At 68.7% G+C, this 18,514-nt stretch carries 22 protein-coding genes, 1 tRNA gene and 2 pseudogenes; 19 read left to right on the top strand and 6 right to left on the bottom strand.

Annotated elements, in window-relative coordinates; genetic code table 11:
• The 4 genes and pseudogenes from RND61_RS10925 to RND61_RS10910 all read left to right on the top strand — a co-directional run.
• Entirely contained in the window at window positions 1-930 is a 930-nt protein-coding gene (locus RND61_RS10925) for a M56 family metallopeptidase (RefSeq protein ID WP_315877657.1), read from the top strand.
• A gap of 872 nt (window positions 931-1,802) precedes the next feature.
• Window positions 1,803-2,015 carry a hypothetical protein gene (locus tag RND61_RS10920; RefSeq protein ID WP_315877656.1) on the top strand — a complete coding sequence of 71 codons (213 nt, stop codon included), beginning with the start codon at window positions 1,803-1,805 and terminating at the stop codon, window positions 2,013-2,015.
• A gap of 18 nt (window positions 2,016-2,033) precedes the next feature.
• A pseudogene (locus tag RND61_RS10915) lies at window positions 2,034-3,086 on the top strand (DNA sulfur modification protein DndB); the annotation flags it as partial.
• A gap of 459 nt (window positions 3,087-3,545) precedes the next feature.
• Window positions 3,546-4,670 (top strand): annotated as a pseudogene (locus RND61_RS10910) (site-specific integrase); the annotation flags it as partial.
• Between the two features lie 332 nt (window positions 4,671-5,002).
• On the opposite strand, the gene RND61_RS10905 reads toward RND61_RS10910, so the two are convergent.
• From RND61_RS10905 to RND61_RS10890, 4 genes are all read right to left on the bottom strand, one after another.
• A complete protein-coding gene (locus RND61_RS10905; protein ID WP_315877655.1) occupies window positions 5,003-6,046 on the bottom strand; it encodes a helix-turn-helix domain-containing protein in 1,044 nt (347 codons plus the stop codon).
• Complete coding sequence (locus tag RND61_RS10900) at window positions 6,043-6,663, bottom strand: hypothetical protein (RefSeq protein WP_315877654.1); 621 nt, start codon at window positions 6,661-6,663, stop codon at window positions 6,043-6,045. The genes RND61_RS10905 and RND61_RS10900 overlap by 4 nt, the downstream gene beginning before the upstream one ends.
• Window positions 6,664-7,244: 581 nt before the next feature.
• Entirely contained in the window at window positions 7,245-7,937 is a 693-nt protein-coding gene (locus tag RND61_RS10895) for an HAD family hydrolase (RefSeq protein WP_315877653.1), read from the bottom strand.
• Window positions 7,924-8,790 carry a GntR family transcriptional regulator gene (locus RND61_RS10890; protein ID WP_250336516.1) on the bottom strand — a complete coding sequence of 289 codons (867 nt, stop codon included), beginning with the start codon at window positions 8,788-8,790 and terminating at the stop codon, window positions 7,924-7,926. Before RND61_RS10890 ends, RND61_RS10895 begins: the two co-directional genes overlap by 14 nt.
• Window positions 8,791-8,942: 152 nt before the next feature.
• Here RND61_RS10890 and RND61_RS10885 point away from each other — a divergent pair, with 152 nt between their 5' ends.
• The 12 genes from RND61_RS10885 (at window position 8,943) to RND61_RS10830 (ending at window position 15,620) form a co-directional block, all read left to right on the top strand.
• Entirely contained in the window at window positions 8,943-9,275 is a 333-nt protein-coding gene (locus RND61_RS10885; protein WP_315877652.1) for an SCO3933 family regulatory protein, read from the top strand.
• Between the two features lie 2 nt (window positions 9,276-9,277).
• Window positions 9,278-10,636, top strand: coding sequence for an FtsK/SpoIIIE domain-containing protein (locus tag RND61_RS10880; RefSeq protein ID WP_315877651.1), 1,359 nt, complete (start codon window positions 9,278-9,280; stop codon window positions 10,634-10,636).
• A gap of 81 nt (window positions 10,637-10,717) precedes the next feature.
• Window positions 10,718-10,912, top strand: a complete 195-nt coding sequence (locus tag RND61_RS10875) for a hypothetical protein (RefSeq protein WP_315877650.1) — start codon at window positions 10,718-10,720, stop codon at window positions 10,910-10,912.
• 18 nt (window positions 10,913-10,930) lie between these two features.
• Window positions 10,931-11,632 carry a DUF2637 domain-containing protein gene (locus tag RND61_RS10870; RefSeq protein WP_315877649.1) on the top strand — a complete coding sequence of 234 codons (702 nt, stop codon included), beginning with the start codon at window positions 10,931-10,933 and terminating at the stop codon, window positions 11,630-11,632.
• 20 nt (window positions 11,633-11,652) lie between these two features.
• Window positions 11,653-11,841, top strand: a complete 189-nt coding sequence (locus tag RND61_RS10865; protein ID WP_315877648.1) for a mobile element transfer protein — start codon at window positions 11,653-11,655, stop codon at window positions 11,839-11,841.
• Between the two features lie 15 nt (window positions 11,842-11,856).
• Complete coding sequence (locus RND61_RS10860; RefSeq protein WP_315877647.1) at window positions 11,857-12,171, top strand: SpdD protein; 315 nt, start codon at window positions 11,857-11,859, stop codon at window positions 12,169-12,171.
• Between the two features lies 1 nt (window position 12,172).
• On the top strand, window positions 12,173-12,409 hold the full coding sequence (locus tag RND61_RS10855; protein ID WP_315877646.1) for a hypothetical protein: 237 nt from the start codon (window positions 12,173-12,175) through the stop codon (window positions 12,407-12,409).
• A 95-nt stretch (window positions 12,410-12,504) separates the two neighbouring features.
• Window positions 12,505-12,684 (top strand): hypothetical protein, encoded by a 180-nt coding sequence (locus tag RND61_RS10850; protein WP_315877645.1) that lies wholly within the window; start codon window positions 12,505-12,507, stop codon window positions 12,682-12,684.
• A 3-nt stretch (window positions 12,685-12,687) separates the two neighbouring features.
• Window positions 12,688-12,858 (top strand): hypothetical protein, encoded by a 171-nt coding sequence (locus tag RND61_RS10845; protein WP_315877644.1) that lies wholly within the window; start codon window positions 12,688-12,690, stop codon window positions 12,856-12,858.
• Entirely contained in the window at window positions 12,855-14,255 is a 1,401-nt protein-coding gene (gene repSA / locus RND61_RS10840; protein ID WP_315877643.1) for a replication initiator protein RepSA, read from the top strand. Before RND61_RS10845 ends, repSA begins: the two co-directional genes overlap by 4 nt.
• The gene (locus RND61_RS10835; RefSeq protein WP_315877642.1) at window positions 14,248-14,460 is read left to right on the top strand and encodes an excisionase family DNA-binding protein; all 213 of its coding nucleotides are present in this window, start codon (window positions 14,248-14,250) and stop codon (window positions 14,458-14,460) included. The genes repSA and RND61_RS10835 overlap by 8 nt, the downstream gene beginning before the upstream one ends.
• Window positions 14,460-15,620 (top strand): tyrosine-type recombinase/integrase, encoded by a 1,161-nt coding sequence (locus RND61_RS10830; protein WP_315877641.1) that lies wholly within the window; start codon window positions 14,460-14,462, stop codon window positions 15,618-15,620. Before RND61_RS10835 ends, RND61_RS10830 begins: the two co-directional genes overlap by 1 nt.
• Before the next feature lie 51 nt (window positions 15,621-15,671).
• Here RND61_RS10830 and RND61_RS10825 read toward each other — a convergent pair.
• Window positions 15,672-15,745 (bottom strand) — tRNA-Gly (locus RND61_RS10825).
• A gap of 219 nt (window positions 15,746-15,964) precedes the next feature.
• Between RND61_RS10825 and RND61_RS10820 the strand changes: the two genes are divergently transcribed.
• The 3 genes from RND61_RS10820 (at window position 15,965) to RND61_RS10810 (ending at window position 17,320) form a co-directional block, all read left to right on the top strand.
• Window positions 15,965-16,147 (top strand): hypothetical protein, encoded by a 183-nt coding sequence (locus RND61_RS10820; protein WP_315877640.1) that lies wholly within the window; start codon window positions 15,965-15,967, stop codon window positions 16,145-16,147.
• A 97-nt stretch (window positions 16,148-16,244) separates the two neighbouring features.
• Window positions 16,245-16,820, top strand: a complete 576-nt coding sequence (gene dcd / locus RND61_RS10815; RefSeq protein WP_315877639.1) for a dCTP deaminase — start codon at window positions 16,245-16,247, stop codon at window positions 16,818-16,820.
• Between the two features lie 2 nt (window positions 16,821-16,822).
• Window positions 16,823-17,320: a phosphoribosyltransferase gene (locus RND61_RS10810; protein WP_315877638.1), complete on the top strand. Its 498-nt coding sequence runs from the start codon at window positions 16,823-16,825 to the stop codon at window positions 17,318-17,320.
• A 167-nt stretch (window positions 17,321-17,487) separates the two neighbouring features.
• Here RND61_RS10810 and RND61_RS10805 read toward each other — a convergent pair whose 3' ends face one another.
• Window positions 17,488-18,399 carry a Yip1 family protein gene (locus tag RND61_RS10805; protein WP_315877637.1) on the bottom strand — a complete coding sequence of 304 codons (912 nt, stop codon included), beginning with the start codon at window positions 18,397-18,399 and terminating at the stop codon, window positions 17,488-17,490.
• Window positions 18,400-18,514: the final 115 nt, after the last annotated feature.

The following is an 18,514-nucleotide window of genomic DNA, read 5'->3' as shown; positions in this document are numbered from 1 at the left end:
GTGGGCGTCTTCGTCTTCCTGCCCCTCGTCCTGCCCCTGTCGGCCTGGCCGATGGCCCGGCTGGCCGAGCAGCACCTGCACCCCCGTGCGGCCACCTGGCTGCTCACCGCGGTCGCCGTCGTCCTGGCCGTGTGCAGCACCCTGTGCCTGGCCCTGCTGATGGTGGTCGGCACCGCGCAGCTCCCCGGCAATCCGCTGCCGGACGGCTGGTCGGACCCGGAGGTCCGCGAGGCCGTTCCGTACGACGAGGTCGCCGGCAAGGCCGCCATCCCCGCCCTGATCGTGGTGCTCGCCTCCTGCGGCCGGGCGGCCTGGCGCCACCACCGCGTACGGCGCCGGGCGAACCAGGCACTCGCCGGCCTGCCCGCACGGTCCGTCGCGATCCTGCCGGACGACATCCCCTACGCGTACGCCCTTCCCGGAAAACGCGACCGCGTCGTCACGACGACCGGCATGCTCCAGGTACTCACCGGCCCCGAACGCCGCGCCCTGTTCGCCCACGAGCGCGCCCACCTCGTCGGCCACCACCACCGGTTCCTGCTGGCCGTGCAGTTGGCCGCCCGCGCGAACCCGTTCCTGCGCCCGCTGCGCACCGCCGTCGCGTACACCACCGAGCGGTGGGCCGACGAGGACGCCGCCGCCCGCGTGGGCAACCGCCGGCTCGTGGCACGGGCGGTGGGCAAGGCCGCGCTCGTGTCACGCGGGGCTCCCGGCGTCACCCTGGCGGGCTTCGCCGCCCCGGGGCCGGTACCGCGCCGGGTGGCCGCCCTGCTGGGCCCGGCACCCTCGGCGCGGAACTGGCCGCCGGTGTTCACCGCGGTCGGCCTGGCCGCGTGGGGAGCCGCCGCCGGCACCACGGCCTCGGCGCTGTCGTCGGCCAACGCCGCCGTGAGCCTGTTCTTCATCCTGAAGGCCGCCACTCCGCTGTAGGCGCGCGCACCGCTGCCGCGAGGGTGGGACCTCCACCGCCTTCCCACACCCGTGCCGCCCGCGAAACCCCGCCGCCCGCCCGACCACCACGCGCCCGCCCGCCACCGCCCGTCCGCCCGATCACCACCATGTGACCGCCCGACCGTCCGCCGCCCGCCCGATCACCACCGAAGGCGACGCGCGGCTCCTCCCAGACCCGGCGAGCGACAGGCGGAACCCGGGGGTGGTGTCCCCACCGACTCGACGCGGTGGGGCGGCTTCGGCAAGCAGGGGAACCCGGGTGCCATCGAACGCCCCGGTTCCCCGCACCCGTCCCACCGGGCGCGGCGAACTCCGTTCGAGCAGCGCCCTTCCACGAGTTGGGGCACGAAGACCCACAGCGAACCGGGACAACGAACAACGCCCCGGTCACCGACCAGGGCCTTCGCTGTGGAGCGGGTGACGGGAACCGAACCCGCGCTCTGAGCTTGGAAGTCACTGCATCTTCCGTATCCACAAACGTGTCGTGACCAGCATCAACAGGTGCCAGAAAGGGCTTCTGGGCCCGCCTGGTACCCGCTGCTGACCGTGGTGTACCGCCCCTTCGGGCACGGATCGGGCACAGGGGCGACCTCCCTCGTGACGCCCCGTCTGTTCTGGCACGAGAGTGTGTGGGGCCTACTCGTGCTTGAACGTCACCGATGGGCCATCGGACGGATCGTGTCCTCGCTCGCCGCCTGCTCAACTACCGACCTCATGACGAAGTAAAGCGACATCTAATGCGCTAAACGGATCAGTTAGCAGATTATCTAAACGGACATTCGGTAGGCGCTCTACGGTTGCGCTCCATGGAGGTCGGACAACAAGTTGCCGGCCCAGAAAGGACGTTGTAGGTGACCATCACCGTCGACCCCTCTCGTCTGTCGCTGACGCGCGAGGAGTCCACCTACCTGGCGATTCGGACCACCCAGGGCGGACGCACGGTCTACACGACCCGCATCCCACTGTCCGAGCTCCCGGTTATCCTCACGATCCCTGACCCGGCCAAGCCCGACCCGGACAACCGCCGCGTCGACCCCAACCACGCAAAGGGCTTCGGCAACTAGCTTGCTGAAAACCCGGGTTGGGTGGCTCCGGCTCTCCTTATCCGCGACACCGGTGGCTGCCGCTTCGAGCCGATCAGTGCGGACGGGACTGTCGGATACCTCACCGTCCCGTGGGCCATCGGCGGCATCGGGCGCCTGATCACGATCGACGGCCAGCACCGTGTGCTCGGGGTCCACCTGGAGAAGAAGCGCATCACCGACGAGATCGCGCGCATTGACCGTGAGGCGGTCCGTGCCAACGAGGCGAAAAAGCAGAAACTTGACGAGGAGCGCGAAGCTCTGATCCTCCGACTTCAGCGTCTTAAGGAAGAGTTCATCGGCGTCGACATCTACGTGGAGGTCGACGGTGTCCGCGGGCAGCAGATGTTTGTCGACGTCGCAGACAACGCCAAGGGCATCTCCGGCGCCGTCCGAGCCCGCTTCGACACTTCGCGCATCGCCAATCGCACGCTGACCGACATCGTCGCTCACCCCCTCTTCGCAGGGAAGATCGACATCGAGCGTGACCGCATGACCCTGGCCAACCGCAACCTGATGGGCGCCAAGCACGTCGCTGACATCACCCGCTCCGTCATCGCTGGCCCTGGTGGACGCGTGAACAAGAAGGTCGAGTCCCTCACCGACAACGAGGTGATCGAAAGCGTCCGCGGTTTCTTGGACGTCATTTCCACGGCCTTCACCGACCTGGCGGCGATCACCGAAGAGGATGTCGACAACTACCACCCTTCCCTCTCTGAGAAGCGCAAGAACGAGCCGCCGGCACCCCCTACCAAGGCGATGCAACTCCGCGAGTCCTCCCTCCTCGGCTCCGTGGGCATGCTCCGCGTCCTCGGCGGCGTTTACCGCAACCTCAAGGAGGACGGAGTTGAAGACGGTGACGTCCAGGAGTTCTTCAAGCGGCTCGACCGCCACATGGGCGCCCCGGTCACTGAGCAGAGCATTTGGCGCACCACCGCGGCGAACGAAGACTTCGAGCCCAACGCCTCTGCGCCGATCATGCGCCAGCAGAACATCGTCCACCTGACCAAGGTGATCACCGACTGGTACAAGAAGGCGCCCGCCGCCATCTGAGCCACCGGGCAGCAGCGAGGCCCCCTCTATGATCCATGCGGAGGGGGTCTCGCTGGGGTTCCGGGTGTTCAGGGCAAGAGGTGCGGCTCGGTGGCATTGGACCCCTTGCCCTCAGGGCAAATTACTGCCTGCTCTGCGTTGGTAACAGGTGGTAACGGGCTTGCGCTTACTTTCGTACTTGCGGTTCCCCAGCCGCAGCCCCACGCACGTCTCTACGGACCCGCAGCCGGAAACGGCGCCCCCGCCATCCCGGTGCCGGCCGATCCCCTGCCGGAGGCATCAAGCTTTGACCGCGACCGTGCGGACGGTGCTCGACTCATGGCCACCGGCCCTACCCACACGTGGACGCGCGTCGGCGCAGCGCGGGCGGAGCGGGCCGAAGGCAGGAGCGACGCCCACGGCGGAGCCGGGAGCCCGCCCGGCGGAGTGGAGCACAGTCGGGTGCCTTGATGACAGGTAAGAAGCCGCTTCGGACGTGTCCGCAAGCTCCCCTCCGGCCGGTACCAAGCTCGGTACCTCGGCCCGGACGGTATCGACCGACCCGCCCCGCACACCTTCGCGACCGCCCGGGACGCTGTCGACTGGCTCGCCGAGCAGCAGACCGCGCTTCGGCGCGGGGCCTGGACCGACCCGGACGCGGGTGCGATCAACTTCGAGAAGTACGCCACGCAGTGGGTCGACGAGCGGGACCTGGCCGCGACCACCGACGAGCTGTACCGGCGGTTGCTGCGGCTGCACATCCTGCCCACCTTCGGCGGTTTGGACCTCGATGAGATCAGTCCGCCCGCCGTCCGTGCCTGGCGGGCTGAGCGGCGCAAGGCGACTGGCGCGACCACCGTCGCCAAGTCGTACCGGCTCCTGAAGGCCATCCTCCAGACGGCCGTCGATGACGAGGCCATCCGCCGCAACCCCTGCCGCATCAAGGGCGCGGGCAAGGAGTCGGCCCCCGAACGCCCCGTGGCGACCGTGGCCCAGGTCGACGCAGTCGCTGACGCCATGGGTCCGCGCTGGCGGTTGATGGTCTACCTCGCCGCGTACGGTCCGGCCCGCCCCGAGGAACAGGCAGCCATGCGGCGACCGGACGTCGGCCTGGACACCCCTGGCGTGTGGGTCCGCCGGGCGGAGCCGGAGTTGACCACCGGCCGCCGTGTCGAGGGCGACACCAAGTCGGAGGCGGGGCGGCGCTTCATGGTCCTCCCGGCCTTCATGGCGACGGACCTGCGCCGACACCTGGACTGGTACGCGGAGAAGGAGCCGGACGGGCTGCTGTTCGTGGGGGAGAGAGGCAAGCCGTTCCGGTGCTCCACCTTCGGGAGGAAGTGGCGGAAGGCCCGGGCCGCTGTCGGGCTGCCGGAGAACTTCCGGTTCTACGATCTTCGTCACACCGGGCACACCCTGGCGACCCGTTCGGGCGCCACGCTCAAGGACACGATGGTTCGCGCGGGCCAGTCCACCGAGAAGGCCGCGCTGATCTACCAGCACTCCGACCACGAGCGGCAGAGGGAGGTCGCCGCCGGGCTCGACAGGCTCGTGCAGCGCGAGCGCGAGAAGGCATCGGGCACGCAACGGGCACGGGACCAGTGACCTGGTCCAGACAACAAACAAGGCCCTGGTCGCTGACCAGGGCCTTCGTCATGGAGCGGGTGACGGGAATCGAACCCGCGCTCTGAGCTTGGGAATCACTGCATTTTCCACCCGAGAACGTGTCGTGACCTGCACTAACGGGTGCTAGGAAGGCGCCTCTGGGCTCCACCTAGCACCCGCTGTTGACCGTGGTGTACCGCTCCTTCGGGCACGGATCGGCCACGGCTGCCTTGTGCGCCGAGCCTCGGCTGGTCGGCTACTGTCGTTTGGCGCCGACCCCTGATGTTCGCGCCTGACGGAGTCAGCTTTCAGGGGCGACATGACCACTGAGCTCAGACTGCGCGCAAGCGGCGCATCGGTGCGACAAAGAGTGTGTTCCGGTCTGCATCCGAGAAGCCAGCCATCTGGGCAATCTCCTCATGGTTGAGCCCCTTGTCAGCCATAGCTTCACCGATGGACTGAGCCAGTACAGGGGTCTCCGGGGGAAGCTCATCGCTCAAGGGTTCTCGTGTCCGCCAACCACGGTTGCTTAGCGACTTATACAGATTTGCGCGTTTCACTGACGTGATTACCTGCAAATCGTACGCACGTTCGATTATGGCTTGCATTGATGTGCCCCACTCCCGCTTGAGGTCATGCAACCGGCCCAGTGTGAGGTTCCTTAGCTGGGGGCGGATGACCTCTTCCGGCATCAGGAACTCTGCCGCGAATCGAGTGGCTTCCTCTTCCATGGTCAGAGTGGGCTCGAAGGAGTGCAGACATAGATGCCCAAGCTCATGGGCAACAGTGAGGCGGACTCGGTCAACAGGTGCCGCTACGTTGATCATCACGACGGGGTAGTCATCCACCCACTGCGAGAGCCCATCCACGCGGGTCGTCCCGAAGTCCTCAGCTAGAACGATGCACCCGGCCGCCTCTACCCAACGGACCAAGGACCGCACGGGGCCGATGGGCATGCGCCATTGCATCCGAACCATACGTGCAGCGTCTGCGGCATCTGTGTCGATGGGGTCGAACGTTGGGATGCGCTGCTGCGCTCGGAGCGACACTTCCTCCATCAAGTGGCGGACGTGCATCCGGTACATGTTCAGTCGGGCTTCCAGCTGGCGCCACGTGGTGGCCTTCGCAGTTGCTCGCTTTCGCATGTGGGCGTCTACGGCCATCGCTCCGCGGACGGAGCTAGCGCTCCTAAGGAAAGTGACAGTTACGCCCAAAGCATCTGCAAGCCGGGCAAGAGCTTCATTCTCAGGCTCGCGTAGATCATTCTCATAGCGGGACAGGGCCGCTTGGGTCACCCCAGCGGCCTCTGCCAACTCTTCCTGGGTGAAACCAAGGGCCCGGCGAGCTGTGGTGATCGCTTCGCCGAGACTGCTCATTTCGACCCATCCTCCGTTGCTTCGCGCTTCCCAGGCATAGGCACGTTGATCGACGGGAGCGAGGGCTCGGGTGCCGTAGGACGGACCGGCTGAATCGTGCCTCCAGCTTGACCGACATCGGGCAGAGGCACCAGCCAGACCACATTGTCCTGGCCGTCGCGTAGCGACAGCACGGCTTCACCGATCTCGCGTGAGTCAGCTTCCCACTCGTACCCGGCGACGAGACGGACCTCTTCCATTCCCGGGAACGTGTCCTTCACACCCTGTGCGAAGAACTCCAGGGCGGTCTGAGTCGCGTAGCTGCTGACCTGTCCATCCTCGCGATGCCGCTTGACTCGCAGACGATAGCTGACCCCCACGACGACTTCGCGGGTGGGTTCCCCATCACTCAGAGTTACGCCGGGGTGCCCGTCGAGTAGCACCGTGAGGTGAGCCCACAAGCGATCATGGATCCAATTAGCCAGACCGCGCTCGCTAGCCTCTGCCACCCACGTGGGGTTCCAACTGCGGTAGGTGCGGAGGTCATCTGCTGCAAGCTTCACTGATCGAGCCAGACTGTGAGTGACCTTCTCACCTAAGCCTGACAAGACCTCTTGGGATGACGGGTAGGAATTCATGCCGGAAAATATACCGGCTCTAGAGATCACCTTGTCTAGGGGATCGCCACACTTGCCGCTGCCAACTTCTCGCGGGGGGCGGCACTCTCCCCCTCAAACTGCACCCCTACCTCTCCCCTCAACCCACCACTCTCCCCGGCTTCCATCCCGTCCGCCGTCGACCCACACACCGTGGAGCGGGCGCGGTGCCGGGCGTCCAGGTGGAGCGCCCAACTGGACGAACGACCTGGACGCCCGGTGCCGTGTCTGCTCGGCTCCGCCTGGGTCGACGGCGGACGGGATGGAAGCCCCCTGCGCACGCCCCTACGGACCCGCGGTCGGGAACAGCGCCCCGCCATCCCGGTGCCGGCCGATCCCCCGCCGGAGGCATCAGGCTCTGACCGCGACCGTGCGAACGGTGCTCGACTCATGGCTGCCGGGCCCTACCCATACGTGGGCGCGCGTCGGCGCAGCGCGGGCGGAGCGGGCCGAAGGCAGGAGCGGCGCCCGCGGCGGAGCCGGGAAGCGCGCCCGGCGAAGCGGAGCGCAGCCGGGGCTTGATGAGGTAGAGAAATCTGTAACAGGTCTCCGCTGGTCCTCGGCTACGCGGTGGTGAGTGCGTTGGCGATGGCGTGCATGTCGTCCGTGATGGCGTCGGCTTGCGCTTCCGCGAAGAGGTCGGCCTTATGGGGCTTGTTGGCGTAGCCGATGGCTGTTGTCCCGGTTGCGTGGGCGGCCTGGATGTCTGTGAGCGAGTCACCGATCAGGGTGCAGTTCGTGACGTCCATGTGCATCTGCTCGGCCGCTGTGATGAGCGAGAACGGATTGGGCTTCATCAGGTGGGGCTGCCCGGCCGGTCGGCCGACGATCCGCGCGACGTACCCCTCCAGCCCGTGTGACTCCAGGAAGCGCTGGACGCACTCGGCGGAGTTGTTGCTCACCACCGCCACCGCCCGCCCCGAGGAGTTCACGGCTTGGAGGGCTTCCGCTGCTCCCGGCGTCGGCGGGCCGGCCACCGCGACGGCTTCCACCTCCGCCGCCGTCAAAGCCGCCTCCACCTCCTGGCCCAACTTTGCATCGGCCTCATGCGCGATGCGCAGGACCTCGATCGGGTCATCGGTCTCGGCGGCCTTCGCGCCCGCGGCTGCGTCCTTGGTGGCCAAGAGCGTGGTGAGCTGCTTGGCGACTTCGGGAGCGGGGAGCCCGGCGAACACGTCGCACACGGGCCCGTCGAAGTCGAAGAAGATCACGCCCGCGTTGGCCAGGATCTCCGGGAGTCGGTCATCGTGCGTCAAGGTCGAAGTCCCTTCCGATCGTCTCCCAGACGCTGTTGAACCACATGCCGGCCTGCTGGACCTGCTGGGCCCCGCTGGAGGACTCGCCATCGTTGATCGAGTGGTGGAAGAGCGTCGTGTCCTTGCCCACGAGGTCGTAGATCTCGATCGTCTCACCTTGCGCGACGACCTTGTTGGGGCGGATCGGGTAGTACCCGAAGAACGCGTCCTCGCCGTTGATCACGTACAGCTTGAAGAACTGCGTGCCGCTGTGGACACGGACGTTGATCCGGGTCTCGGCAACCAACCCCAGGTGCTCCAACTCGGTGATCGCATCCCGGATGCTGCGGGTGTAGCCGACCATGATGTCGTGCATGCGGTCTCGCAGCCGCTTGTCGTCCGCCCCGTCCGCCATCCGTACCGGGGCGGCCTGCGGTACCGACATGTCCGGGACGAGTATCCGCATGGTGATGCTCGACGGGGTCAGTCTGCCGATGCGGATCTTGTCGAGTGGTTCTTGCAGTGCACCGTGCAGGGTCTCGCTGGAGAACCCAGCGAAGTCGATGGTGACGTGGTCCTTCGCGAAAGCCTGCTCGACGTAGGGCCGTAGTCCCGCCGGCCTCTCCGTCCGGTTGCGAACGTAGACCCCGCTGCCTTTGCGGGAGACCACGAGTCCCTCATCTTCGAGATCCCGCAACGCGCGCTGGATCGTCGCCCGCGCGAAGCCGTACAGCTCCGTCAGCTCCTTGTGGGACGGGAGCTTCTCGCCAGGGGCCAGTCGACGGGTCCGGATGGCGGCTCCAAGACTGCTGGCCACCTGCTCGTAGGGCGCTCGGTCGTCGTCTGGATCGAGGGGCTCGGGGACAAAGGTCATGAGGTTGATGGTAGGCGAGTCGCTTCAAGCAAGACAGTCATGGCAGTCATGTTGTTGACATGGCTAGCCATCTCTTCTAACTTCGAGATGTGACCAACAGGGATAGCCAAGTTGGTCATCTAGGCCCTTCCTGCCATCTCGAAGGAGAGACCATGCCGTCGTTCAAGGTGGACACGTCGACCGCTGTGGTGTTCGTGGCCACGGCCCCCGTGCCGAAGTTGGTGAGCAAGCAGACCGGTGAGCGGGCGGTGGACCGGGAGTCCGGTGCCAACCTGTCCACGGTGGGTCTGCTGATCTCGGATGAGGGTGAGGGGAACCTGTACCAGGTGACCGTCCCGGAGACCGGTCTCCCCGAGGGTCTGAAGCCGGGGACGCCGGTGACGGTGATCGGCCTCAAGGCGCGGGACTGGGAGAACACGTTCAACGGGCAGACCCGTCACGGGATCTCGTTCCGCGCAGTCGCCGTGACGCCGATGGGTGCCTGACCATGACGGACCTGTCGACGTTATGGGAGATCGGCCTCCCCCTGGCCGGTGCCGGTGGCGCTCTGGGCTACGCGAGGGCGCGGGCGCCTCGGGTGTTCTGGTCGCTGGTGGGTCTGCCGGTGGCCCGGGTGCGGTTCGCGGTGACGTACCGCTCGACGATGGACGTGTGTGGCTTGACGGTTCAGCCGTCGCGTCTGCGGGCGTTCATGGTCCGCAACGTGGCCCGGCGCCCGGATGTTCAGCCGGTCCCGCCCCAGGTGCGGCGGGTGCGTGGTTCGTCCACCGGCATGAACGTGACCCTGCGCCTTCCCGCCGGTCTGGAACCCGCCGACGTGGCTGCTGCCTCGGAGCGGCTGCGGCACGCCTGGGGCGTTCACTCCGTGCACGTCACCGAGACGAAGCCCGGTTTCATCGAGCTGCGGATGACCGGCTATGACGTGCTGCGGCGGGTGAGGATGCCGCGCCGCCTGCCCCGTGACCTCGCCGCCGGGCCGCTGGTGGTTCCCGTGGCGCTGCGGGAGGACGGTACGGCGTTCGTGCGGGACTACCGCAAGATCCCGCACGCGCTGACCCTGGGGGCGAACCAGTCGGGCAAGTCGATGTATCAGCGCAACCTCATCGCCGGGCTCGCCCGGTTGAACGTGGCGCTGGTGGGGATCGACTGCAAGCGCGGTGTCGAACAGCGCGGCTACGCACCCCGCCTCTCCGCCTTCGCTGTCACCCCCGATGAGGCGTCCGGCCTGCTGAACGCCTTGGTGGGCGAGATGGAGGACCGCTTCGACCTGCTGAGCCAGCACGGGGTGGCCGACATGTGGGACCTGCCCGCACGGGTCCGCCCGGTGCCGCTGGTGGTCTTGGTGGACGAGGTCGCGGAGCTGTTCCTCACGGCGGTGAAGAAGGATGAGGAGCGGCGGGACCGCATGGTCATGCAGATGATCCGCCTCGCGCAGATGGCCCGCGCGGTCGGCATCTACCTGGAGGTGTGCGGCCAGCGCTTCGGCTCCGAACTGGGCAAGGGCGCCACCATGCTCCGCGCCCAGCTCACCGGCCGCACCGTGCACCGCGTCAACGACAAGCAGACCGCCGAGATGGGCTTGGGCGACATCGCCCCGGACGCCGTCTTCGCCGTCACGACGATCCCGCCGGACCGCCCCGGCGTCGCGGTCGCCGGTGACTCCTCCGGCCGCTGGTCCCGCATCCGCACCCCCGCGATGACGCCGGCCGAAGCCGTCGCCATCTGCCGCCAGTACGCGCACCTGACCCCGCGCATCCCGGCCCTGGAACCGTTCCGGCCGATCATCCCCGCCGCACCGGCGGCCGACGCCGCGCCGCTGGTCAAGCCGGTGTCCCTCACCGAGTAATCCCCCCTGTTCGACGGTCGGCGCGACCGCATCCGCGCCAGGTCCCTACCCCGCCCATGCCCAAAACCGAAGGGAACCGTCATGGCCACCACGAAGAAGCCCCCGGCCCCGCGCCGCCGCCCGCCCAAGAAGCCCGCCCCGGTCTCGCCGCCGTGCGGCACCTGCGCGGGGACCGGTGAGACCACGACCGCCGTCCGGGTCGGGCGCAAGCGCCGGGAGATCGGCGCCACCCAGTCCGCGTTGTGCCCGGACTGCTTCGGCACCGGCACCGCCTGACCAGAAAGGAGGCGCCTCGTGCTTCGCTCCCTTCGCGTCGACGCCGTGCTTGTCCAGGCCGTCATCGCTGGTGCGCTGTCCTTTGCGCACCTGCACGACCTGGCTGAAGCTGCGGGTCAGGACGGGTGGAAGGCGTGGGCCTACCCGGTCAGTGTCGACCTGCTGTTGGTGGCGGCCTGGCGCCGGATGCGCAAGCACGCCGACAACCGCGCCGCCTGGGTCTGGTTCGTGATCGCCCTCGCGGCCTCGCTCGGCGCGAACGTCGCCACCGCCGGGCTCCTCGACCTGGACGCCGTCCCGGCCTGGCTGCGCATCCTCGTCGCTGGATGGCCCGCGCTGGCCTTCCTCGGCGGCACCCTCCTCGTCCACGCCCCCACGCACACCAACGACGAACCGACCGCCCCACCGGCCCCGGCCTCCGAACCGGACCGCATTGTCCCGGAGTCGGCCCCGGAGCCGATCACCCTCGAACGGACCCCCGAACCGGACCCGGAGCCGGTCACGGTCGAGCACACCCCGGACCCCGTGCCGGAACTACCCGCCCCCGCGCCCGTGGCAACGCCTTCCGTGCCGGTCCCGCCCGCGCTCCTCGACCACGCCCGCAAGGTCGCTGACGCCCACCGCGCCCAGACTGGGGCGCCCATCGACCCCGGCACGCTGCGTGCCCGCCTCGGCGTCCCCGCCCCGCTGGCCGACTCCATCGCCGCCCAACTCGCCTGATCAGGAAAGAGGAAAGCCCCATGACGCGTCCGAACCGCTTCTACGACGTGATCCGCATCGGCCCGGTCCGGGTCGGCAGCCACTACGACGGCCGTGGCCGGACCAAGCACACCGCCGTGTGCACCGCCCCCGGCTGCGACTTCTCCGCCGACTACCACACCCGGCCCGCCGCCGAACTCGCCGCCCGCACCCACCGCTGCAACGCCTGAGAGGAGACACCCCTCGTGTTCACCCCGAAGTACCCGCACCCCGACACCGCCACCGCACCGCCCGCGGCACCGCAGCCGGTCAACGACACGGCCCCGGTCGTCCCGGCCCCGGCCTTCACGCCCCTGCCGCAGGCTCCCGGCCCGTCCCGGGCCACCGTCCAGCTCACGCCCGGGGCCCTCGTCGGCGTCGCCGCCGGGGGAACCGCCATCGTCCTCGTCGTCGGCGCCGTCCTGGTCTCCATGCTCCTCGCTGCCGCCGTCACCGCCGTGTCCGTAGCCGTGTGCGCGGTCGTCATCAAGTCCCTGATCAACCAGGAAAGGAAGCACTGACGTGGCCTTCTTCACCGCAGGCAAGACCTACCTCTGGCGCCCCGATGGCTATAAGGCGCCCGAACAGTGGCGCTACTTCCAGTGCGCCGCCGTGACCCGGATCCCGGGAACGACGGCCCGGATCGCCTTCGGCTTCATCAAGACCGGATCCCCCACCAGCGGGTGGACCCCCACCGGTCTCGGAGACGCCGACTGGTCCAGTGAATGGGTCGTCCTGCCCGAAGACTCCTCGCACTAAGCGGCCCCCGGGGCGGCCTCGGTCGCCAAACTTCCGCCGCCCCGGGCGCCTGAACCCCATTCCAGATCCAACGGACCCGAAAGGGAGACCCCATCATGCCCCAGCGCACCCCGACCGCGCCCGTGTGTCGCGATTGTGACGGCTTCGCCACCGCCACGATCACCACCGGCGCCCGCCACGTCGATGGTTCCCGCGCCACCCTCCGTGTCACCTGCCCCACCTGCCAGGGCACCGGCCACACCACCCCCGCCGCCCGCGTCCGCGTCGGGAAGTGACCCATGGCCCTGCTGAACTGGCGCTCCGCCGACCACTACGACCACTCCGGTGACAAGCCGTGCGTGCTCTGCACCCGGCCCACCCCGCTGCGCTCCGACCACGGCAAGCCCGTCCACAAGGTCTGCGCCGAACAGTGGCTCGATGCCCACGCTTCGCAGGAGGACGACGCGTGAGTGACGCCGCCCTCCGGGCGGGCCTGGACCTGGCCACCCTGAGCGATGTGCTCCGGCTGGCCGGGTCCCCCGGCTTCGACCGCCTCCAAGACCAACTCCGCCGCACCGGCGGCTGCGCCGCTCCCATCCGGTTGACCGGCGGCACCAAGCTCCTCGACCCGGCCACCAAGACCGTGCTCCACGCCTACGCCACCGACACCGAGCCTGGCGGGGTCCTGCGGGTCGCCTGCGGCAACCGCCGCGCCTCGCGCTGCCCGGCCTGCGCCTGGACCTACGCCGGGGACACCTACCACCTCATCCGCGCCGGACTCGTCGGAGACCCCGCCAAGGGCACCCCCGACACCGTGCGCGACCACCCCCGCGTCTTCACCACCCTCACCGCCCCCTCCTTCGGCCCGGTCCACAACCGGCCCGGAAACCGGCCCTGCGCCTGCGGCACCCGCCACGCCGAGGACGCCTCCGAGCTGGGTACGGCCCTGGACCCGGCGACGTACGACTACGCGGGCGCGGTGCTGTGGAACAACCACGCTTCCGAGCTGTGGCGCTACTTCACGATCTACCTCCGCCGCGAGATCGCCCGCCGCGCCGGACTCACCCAGAAAGCCGCCCGCGAAGCCTCCCGCCTGTCCTTCGGCAAGGTGGCCGAGTACCAAAAGCGCGGCGCCGTCCACTTCCACGCGGTCATCCGCTTCGACGGTCCGGACGGGCCTGACACACCCCCGCCCGCCTGGGCCACCCTAGACCTGCTCACCGACGCCATCCGGGCCGCCGCCGCCCGCGTCCAGGTCGACGTTCCGGCCGCCGGGGACCACCCCGCCCGGACGCTGCGGTGGGGCACTCAACTCGACGTCCAGCCCATCGGCGCCTTCGGCAACGGCGAGGACATCACCGAACAGGCCGTCGCCTCCTACGTCGCCAAGTACGCCACCAAGGCCGCCGAGACCACCGGCACCGTCGACCGCCGCATCGGCAACAAAGAAGCCCTCGACCTGCTCGGCGTGCCCGACCACCCCCGGCGCCTGATCGAAGCCTGTCTCGATCTCCACCCGCTCTACCCCGACCGCAAGCTGCGCGACTGGGCCCACATGCTCGGCTTCCGCGGCCACTTCTCCACCAAATCCCGCCGCTACTCCACCACCCTGTCCGCCCTGCGCCAGGCACGCGCCGACTACCGCGCCGCCGAACAACGCGCCGCCCTCGGCCTGCCCGACCCCGACGACGACCCCGAGCACTCCACCCTCGTCCTCGCTCACTGGGCCTATGCCGGCCATGGCCACACCCCCGGCGAATCCTGGCTCGCCGCCAACATCCGTCGCGACATCCAGCACAACCGCGAAGCCGCCCGCGAGATCCGCGCCGCACTCCACGACCTGGAAGGGGAGCTGACATATGAATGAGCGGTACCTCAGCGTCGACCAGGTTGCCGAAGTGCTCGGCACGACCGTCCGCTTTCCTCGGCGTCTCGTCGCTGAGCGCCGCATCCGGTACGTGAAGGTCGGCCGTCATGTGCGCATCCCGGAGAGCGCGGTGCGGGCCTACATCGACGCCAACACCGTGGAGCCGGTGAGCCGTCGCCGTAGCCGGTACGGGAGGGCTGTCTGATGGCCAACAAGAAGGGACGACGCCGGACGTTTGGGTCGGTGCGGAAGCTGCCCTCCGGGCGTTACCAGGCGCGCTACCCAGGGCCGGATGGCATCCTCCGCCCTGCTCCCGACACGTTCGCGACGGCCCGCGACGCTGACGACTGGCTGGCCGAGAAACAGACCGAGATCCGGCGTGGAGACTGGCAGGACCCGGACGCGGGTGCCGTGAACTTCACTGAGTACGCACTGCAGTGGGTCGATGAACGGGGACTCGCGGCCACGACGGATGAGTTGTACCGCCGACTTCTGCGGCTGCACATCCTGCCCACCTTTGAGGACCTGGACCTCGACCAGATCACCGCGCCGCGCGTCCGAACTTGGCGCACCGAGCGGCTTCGCACCACCGGCGCGCCCACGACTGTCGCCAAGTCCTACCGGCTCCTCAAGGCCATCATGGAGACCGCCGTCGACGACGAACTGATCCGTCGCAATCCCTGTCGCATCCGGGGAGCGGGCAAGGAGATGGCCGCCGAACGTCAGATCGCCACCGTCGATCAGGTGGACGAGCTGGCTGGCGCCATCGGCCTTCGCTGGCGGCTGATGGTCTACCTGGCCGCGTACGGCCCTCTCCGTCCGGAGGAACAGGCCGAGCTGCGCCGCAAGGACGTCGACCTCGACAGCATGGTCCTTCGCGTGCGCCAGGCCGCACCCGAGCTGAACACCGGCAAGCGGGCGGAGGGGCCGACCAAGTCACAGGCGGGGAAGCGGCTCGTCGTCCTGCCGGCCTTTCTCCGAACCGAGCTTCAGCGACATCTCGACTGGTACGCCGAGGAGGGCCCGGACGGGCTGCTGTTCGTGGGGGAGAAGGGGGCACCGTTCCGCCGGTCCAGCTTCGGACGGAAGTGGCGGCGGGCCCGGTCCCTCGTCGGACTGCCGGACGACTTCCGCTTTTACGATCTTCGTCACACCGGGCACACCCTCACGACCCGCTCGGGTGCGACGCTCAAGGACACGATGGTCCGCGCTGGCCAGTCGACCGAGCGGGCCGCGCTGATCTACCAGCACTCGGACCTGGAGCGACAAAGGGAAGTGGCTGCTGGCCTTGACCGCCTGGTCCAGGCCCGGCGTGATGCAGTGAATGCCACAACATCTGGCACGGATCTGGCACAGGACTCCTGAGCTGGTCCAGACAACAGATAAGGCCCGGGTCATCGACCTGGGCCTTCTGCATGGAGCGGGTGACGGGAATCGAACCCGCGCTCTGAGCTTGGGAAGCTCATGTTCTACCATTAAACTACACCCGCGCGGCGGCCGGAGGACCGGGCCGCATCGTCGCTCACTGTACCTCATCTGCAGCCCCTGGTGTGTCGCGCCGGGGGTTTCTCGTGTGTCGGGCGGGGTGATCCGGCGGTTTCGGGTGGGGAGTTGGGGCATAAGGTGGGGGGCGGAGTGCCGCCTGGAGTGGTGTCCTGTTGATCCCCTAATGTGGCTGTCTCGTCCACCGCTTGTTGGGAAAGGGCTTGATGGACACCATGGAGCGAACCGTCGTCCGGTGTGCCGAAGGGCACGTGTTCAGTACCGCGACGTTCCCGATGCAGAACCTCGGTGCCGGCCGGATCGGGCCCGGGCGGCTCATTCGCTGTCCCCGGTGCGCGCGGCTGCGGAACGCCGTTCCCGTGCCTGCGGGGGCGGCCGGGCGGGCCTAGCGGCCCGTAGCCCGTACCGTCCCGTCGTTCCTGGTGGGGAGGCGCGCGGGGGCCGTCCGATTGGGGCGGGCCCGCGCGCTCTGCGTATCCTCGGGGCGTGCTTCTCTCAGACAAGGACATCCGGGCCGAGATCGAATCCGGACGGGTGCGGATCGATCCGTACGACGAATCCATGGTGCAGCCCTCGAGCATCGACGTGCGGCTCGACCGCTACTTCCGGGTGTTCGAGAACCACCGCTACCCCCACATCGACCCCGCCGTGGAGCAGGCCGATCTCACCCGGCTGGTGGAGCCGGACGGGGACGAGGCGTTCATCCTCCACCCCGGCGAGTTCGTGCTCGCCTCGACGTACGAGGTCATCTCCCTGCCCGAGGACATCGCCTCCCGGCTGGAGGGCAAGAGCTCCCTCGGGCGGCTCGGCCTCGTCACGCATTCGACCGCGGGTTTCATCGACCCCGGGTTCTCCGGACATGTGACCCTGGAACTGTCGAACCTCGCGACCCTGCCGATCAAGCTGTGGCCGGGGATGAAGATCGGCCAGCTGTGCATGTTCCGGCTCAGCTCGCCGGCCGAGTTCCCGTACGGCAGCGATCGGTACGGGTCCCGGTACCAGGGGCAGCGCGGGCCCACGGCCTCGCGGTCCTTCCAGAACTTCCATCGGACGCAGGTGTGAGCATGAGTTCTGTACGGGAGAACCTCACGTACGAAGGGTTCGGGCGCGCGGTGCGCGAGCTCGCCCAGACCGTCGCGGACGACGGCTACGAGCCGGATGTCGTGCTCTCCATCGCCCGCGGCGGTGTCTTCGTGGCCGGCGGGCTCGCCTACGCGCTCGACTGCAAGAACATCCACCTCGTGAACGTGGAGTTCTACACGGGTGTCGGCACCACTTTGGAAATGCCGGTGATGCTCGCGCCCGTCCCGAACGCGATCGACTTCAGCAACAAGAAGGTCCTGATCGCCGACGACGTCGCCGACACCGGGAAGACCCTGAAGCTCGTCCACGACTTCTGCCTCGACCACGTCGCCGAGGTCCGGTCCGCCGTCATCTACGAGAAGTCCCACTCCCTCGTGAAGTGCGAGTACGTCTGGAAGCGCACCGACGACTGGATCAACTTCCCCTGGAGCGTCGAGAAGCCCGTCGTCCGGCGTTCCGGGCAGGTCCTCGACGCCTGAGGGCGCTGAGCCCCCAAGCCTTGAAGCCCCTGGGAGCCTTGAAGCCCTGGAGTCCTGAGGGGCGCAGGGACGGGAAGCGCGGAAGCAGGAAAGAGAGAAGCGGGAAAAGGGAAAGGGCCCGGGGTCTTCGCGACCCCGGGCCCTTTCCGGCTCCTCGTGGCGGGTTCCTACAGCGTTCCCAGCTTGATCAGCGACAGCAGCGCCACCAACTGGATCGCCGACGCGCCCAGGGCCTTCGGCCACGGCAGGTCGTGGGACTTGCTCACCATGGACGTGAACAGCGCGCCCGCCGCCAGCCACGACAGCCAGCCGATCACCTGCACCAGGGCGTTCTCGCCGCCCAGGAACATCGCGAACAGCAGGCGCGGGGCGTCCGTCATCGACATGATCAGCATCGACAGGCCCACCGTCGGCTGCCACGCCCCGGTGCCGCCCAGCTGGCGGGCCAGGGTGTGGGTCACCGCGCCCAGGATCAGACCGCCGACGACGAACATGACCCCGGTGACCAGGACGGACGGGATCGCCGCCGACAGGGTCGCGTTGATCGTCTCCTCGCGGGCCTTGTCGAAGCCGAACAGCGCCAGCAGGCCGTACACGAAGGTCACCGTCAGCGCCGGCAGCCAGACCGCGTGGTCGCGCATCTGCCAGAACGTCGGGCCGGGGCGCAGCACGATGCCGGTCAGGAGCTGCTGCCACGGCAGGCGCGGGCCCGAGGGGGCGGCGGCACCCGCCCGGTAGGTGTCCGGCGGGCCGTACGGGTCCTCGTGGACGCTGAACACCTGGGTGTGGCCCGGGTTGTTCGCGGTGTGCGCGTGGGGGGCGTACGGCTGCTGGGGCTGCTGGTGGTGGGGGTGGTGAGGGTGCGGGGCGGCCTGCTGCTGGTAGGGGTCGCCGAAGTACTCCGGTTCGCCGTGCGTGCGGCCGTCCCGCGGCCACTGCTGCGGCGCCCCGTACGACGGCGGTACGGGCGTGTCGCCGTTGCCGTTGCCGTACGGTCCCTGCCGCGGGTGCGGGGGCTGCTGCCCTTGTTGGCGCGGGGTGCGGTTGCCCCGGCCGCGTCCGATCCTGAATCCAGCCACGTCTACGAACGTACCCGGTTCCGCGCGCACGGACGTACGCGGCCGTTCACCGGGCCCTCTTTGCTGCTGAGCTGTGACATCCCCTAGGGGACGCGTCCGACGACAAAACGGCCGG

The sequence above is a fragment of the Streptomyces tamarix genome (genome assembly GCF_032423885.1).
GTDB lineage: Bacteria > Actinomycetota > Actinomycetes > Streptomycetales > Streptomycetaceae > Streptomyces > Streptomyces tamarix.
The sequence above is the reverse complement of the archived record's forward strand: the minus strand, read 5'-3'. Positions and strand labels throughout refer to the sequence as shown.